The following is a 4,118-nucleotide window of genomic DNA, read 5'->3' on the forward strand; positions in this document are numbered from 1 at the left end:
TTCGGCGACCTGGACGCGGTGCTCGAGCGGCTGCAGCCGGGGCAACTCGCCGTCGTCGGTGCGCGGCCCGCGTGCGGGAAGACCGCACTCGGCCTGGGCGTCGCCCTCAACGCCGCGGCCGCCGGGTAGCCGGCCGCACGCCAGGCGCACCGTTCGCTCAGCGGGCAGTCCGTGCACCGCGGGGCGGCCGCCGTGCAGACCAGGGCGCCCAGCTCCATCACGGCCACCGACCAGGCCGCAGCTGTGCGTTCGTCGGCGGGCAGGAGGTCCTCGGCCAGTGCCCGCTCGGCCCGGGTGGGGGAGCCGGCGGGGTACGCGGTGCCGGCGAGCGCGCGGGCGAGCACCCGGCGCACGTTGGTGTCCAGGACCACGTGACGGCGGCCGTGCGCGAAGACCGCGATGGCCGCCGCGGTGTAGTCGCCCACGCCGGGCAGGGCGCGCAGGGCGTCGTACTCCTGTGGCACCTGCCCGCCGTGCCGCTGGGTCAGCAGGGTCGCCGCGGCGTGCAGGCGCAGGGCGCGGCGCGGGTAGCCCAGCCGGCCCCACATCCGCACCGCCTCACCCGGGCTGTCCGCGGCGAGCGCGGCGGGCTCCGGCCAGCGCGCGAGCCACGCCTGGTGAACCGGGAGCACTCGCGAGACCGGCGTCTGCTGGAGCATGAACTCCGAGACCATCACCGACCAGGGCGTCGCACCGGCGGCCCGCCACGGCAGGTCGCGGGCGTGCCGGTCGTACCACTCCAGGACGGTGTCGTGCGCGTTCATCGGTGCCGATCGTAGGCGGCGGCCGGTGTGCCTCCCCGGGGGCGGCCCGAGCGCTGACTAGCGTGGCGTCCATGACTGCGCTGACCCGGCCGCGCGGCCCCCTGCCGCCCCGGACCTACTGGGCCCGTCGGCTGCTGGTGGTCGGCACCGCGGTCGGACTCGCGGTCGGCGTCGGGCAGCTGCTGTCCAACGGCAGCGACGGCTCCTCCGGTCCGGGCCAGGCGGTCCAGATGGCAGCCACTCCCTCGTCCTCGGCCCACGACCCGCGCAAGCCCGCTCGGACGCGGACCCCGCGCACGCCCACCAAGACGCCGCTCGCCCAGCCCTCGGGCCCGTGCGAGGCCGACGACGTGGTGGTGATCCCCGTGATCGGCGAGGCCGACGGCGGATTCCCGGTGCGGGTGCGGCTGCGACTGAGCACCCGGGTCAGCCCGGCCTGCTACTGGCACGTCGCCACCGGCACGACGACCCTGAAGATCAGCGCGGACGGCAAGGACGTCTGGTCCAGCCAGGAGTGCCGCGGAACCATGCCGACGCGCGACGTCGTGCTCCGGCAGAGCAGGCCGGTGTGGGTCGCCGTCACCTGGTCGGCCATGCGCTACGGACCCGGCTGCCAGGATCCGACGTGGGCGCTGCCGGGGAGGTACCACGCCGAGGCGGCCGCGCTGGCCGGCGAGCCCGCGGGCACCGACTTCCTGCTCCTTCGGCCCGTGGACGTGGTCACCCAGTCCCCCAAGCCCAGCGCCAGCCCGCGGCGTCCCGGGAAGCCCAGCGCCAGCCCGGGGGTCCGCAGCGGCCGCCCGTCGGTCCGGCCGTCCCGGTCGGCCTCTGTGGGGCCGGGCTGAGTCTGTCGGGGGGTACGCCGGCAGCAGTGCCTGTCGGGCGTCAGACGTAGCGCTCGAGGATGCTGGACTCGGCAAGCCGGGAGAGCCCCTCGCGCACGCTGCGGGCCCGCAGCTCGCCGACCCCGTCGACGGTCTGGAGGTCCTCGATGCTCGCCGAGAGCAGCTTCTGCAGGCTGCCGAAGTGGTCGACGAGCCGGTCGACCACCAGGGCGGGCAGGCGGGGCACCTTGGCCAGCAGCCGGTAGCCCCGGGGGGTGACCGCGCCGTCCAGGTGCTCCCCGCCGCCGAGTCCCATGGCCTTGGCGACCGCCGCCGGGTCGACGAGCTCGGTGGCCGAGAGCGACTCCAGCTGGGCCAGCACGGCCTCGGGGGTCCTGGACTTGCGACCGGCCGGCAGGTAGTCACGGATGACCAGCTCGCGCTCGGCGTCCACGCCGGTGAACAGCTCCTCCAGCTGCAGCGAGAGCAGCCGCCCGTCGGTGCCCAGCTCCAGGACGTAGTCCTCGATCTCCGCGCCGATCCGGCTGACCATCTCCAGCCGCTGGGCCACCACGGCGACGTCGCGGGCGGTGACGAGGTCCTCGACCTCCAGCGCCGACAGGGTGCTGGCCACCTCGTCGAGGCGGAGCTTGTAGCGCTCCAACGTGGCCAGGGCCTGGTTGGCCCGCGACAGGATCTGGCCTGAGTCCTCCAGCACGTACCGGGTGGCGCCGACGTACGCCGCGATGATCTGCATCGACTGGGAGACCGACACCACGGGGAACCCCGTCTGCCGGGCGACCCGGTCGGCGGTCCGGTGCCGGGTCCCGGTCTCGCTCGAGGCGATCGTCGGGTCGGGCATCAGGTGCACGGCCGCCCGGTGGATGCGGGTGACCTCCTTGTCGAGGACGATCGCGCCGTCCATCTTGGCCAGCTCCCGCAGGCCCGTGGCGGTGAACGGGACGTCCAAGGTGAAGCCGCCGGTGGAGATCGCCTCCACGGTGCGGTCGTAGCCGAGCACGATCAGCGCGCCGGTGCGGCCCCGCAGGACCCGCTCGAGCCCGTCGCGCAGGGCCGTGCCGGGCGCGATCGAGGCCAGGGTGGCGCGCAGCCGCAGGGTCTCGTCGGACCGCTCGATGGCCGCCATGGTCCCCGTCTCCTCTCGACGCCCCCCGAGGGGCTCTGGACCCCGTGGGGGTTCGCGCGCCAGTCTAGGGCGTCGCGGCCGCCTCCCCCGAGGACGTTCAGCCGGGGCCGGGGTCGTTTCCGCCCACCTGCCCGCCCGGTGCCCGCCCGGTCCTGGTCAGCTGCAGCAGGCGCAGCGCCCCGGGGACGTCGTGGACGTCGAGCACCCGCATGCCGTCGACCGTCCACGACTCCGGGGACCGCGGCCCCGAGCGGGGGTTCCCGGGGACCAGCGCCACCCCGAACCCCAGCCGGGCCGCCTCGGCCACGCGCTGGGACAGGTCGCGGACCCGGCGCAGCTCGCCGGCCAGACCCACCTCGCCCATCGCCACCACCCCCTGCGGCGGGGCGACCCCCAGGTGCGCCGAGGCGATCGCCACCGCCACAGCGAGGTCGGCGGCCGGCTCGGAGAGCCGCGCGCCCCCGACGGTGGAGGCGAACACGTCGTAGGCGTGCAGGCGCAGGCCGCAGTGCTGCTGCAGCACGGCGAGCACCATCGCCACCCGCGAGGAGTCCAGCCCTGAGGTGGTGCGGCGCGGCCGCTCGGCGGTCGTCGGGGTGACCAGCGCCTGGACCTCGGCGAGCAGCGGCCGACGCCCCTCCATCGTCACGGCCACGCAGGTGCCGGGCACCCGGTGCTGGTGGTTCTCGACGAACAGGCCGGTGGGGTCGCTCACGGCGCTGATGCCCTCGGCGGACAGGTCGAAGCAGCCGACCTCGTCGACCGGGCCGAACCGGTTCTTCATCGCCCGGACCATGCGGAACCGGGAGCTCCGGTCCCCCTCGAAGTGCAGCACCACGTCGACCAGGTGCTCCAGCACCCGGGGGCCCGCGATCGACCCGTCCTTGGTGACGTGGCCGACCAGCACGGTGGTGATGCCGCGGGTCTTGGCCACCCGGACCAGCGCCGCGGCCACCTCCTTGACCTGGGTGACCCCGCCCGGCACCCCGTCCACGTCCGCGGCCGTCACCGTCTGCACCGAGTCGACCACGAGCAGCTCGGGGCGCACCTGCTCGATGTGGGTGAGCACCGCCCCCAGGTCCGTCTCGGCCGCGATGAAGAGCTCGTCGTGCACCCCGCCGGTGCGGTCGGCACGCAACCGCACCTGCGCGGCCGACTCCTCCCCCGTGAGGTACAGCGTCCGGCGGTGGTACCGCGCGGTCTGTGCCGCCACCTCCAGCAGCAGGGTGCTCTTGCCGACCCCGGGCTCCCCGGCCAGGAGGATCGCCGCACCCGGCACCAGCCCGCCCCCGAGGACGCGGTCCAGCTCGGGCACCCCGCTGCTGCGGAAGGCCGACTCGGTCACCGGCACCGCGCCGATCGGCACCGCCGGCGCGGTGACCG

General features: G+C 75.4%; 4 protein-coding genes and 1 pseudogene. 2 read left to right on the top strand and 3 right to left on the bottom strand.

Annotation, left to right across the window (positions count from 1 at the left end; genetic code table 11):
* Window positions 1–18: 18 nt before the first annotated feature.
* Window positions 19–129, top strand: a complete 111-nt coding sequence (locus PLP61_RS17160) for a DnaB-like helicase C-terminal domain-containing protein (protein ID WP_502889085.1) — start codon at window positions 19–21, stop codon at window positions 127–129.
* On the opposite strand, the pseudogene PLP61_RS15405 reads toward PLP61_RS17160, so the two are convergent.
* A pseudogene (locus PLP61_RS15405) lies at window positions 120–764 on the bottom strand (HhH-GPD family protein); the annotation flags it as partial. The gene PLP61_RS17160 and the pseudogene PLP61_RS15405 overlap by 10 nt on opposite strands.
* A 71-nt stretch (window positions 765–835) precedes the next feature.
* Here PLP61_RS15405 and PLP61_RS15410 point away from each other — a divergent pair.
* On the top strand, window positions 836–1,609 hold the full coding sequence (locus PLP61_RS15410) for a hypothetical protein (RefSeq protein WP_324503640.1): 774 nt from the start codon (window positions 836–838) through the stop codon (window positions 1,607–1,609).
* Between the two features lie 40 nt (window positions 1,610–1,649).
* On the opposite strand, the gene disA is transcribed toward PLP61_RS15410, so the two are convergent.
* Window positions 1,650–2,735, bottom strand: coding sequence for a DNA integrity scanning diadenylate cyclase DisA (gene disA, locus PLP61_RS15415; RefSeq protein ID WP_324503641.1), 1,086 nt, complete (start codon window positions 2,733–2,735; stop codon window positions 1,650–1,652).
* A gap of 97 nt (window positions 2,736–2,832) precedes the next feature.
* Window positions 2,833–4,118: DNA repair protein RadA (gene radA / locus PLP61_RS15420; protein ID WP_324503642.1), on the bottom strand; the 1,286-nt coding region annotated here is incomplete at its 5' end.

It is taken from the genome of Nocardioides sp. (assembly GCF_035429765.1).
Taxonomy (GTDB): domain Bacteria; phylum Actinomycetota; class Actinomycetes; order Propionibacteriales; family Nocardioidaceae; genus Nocardioides.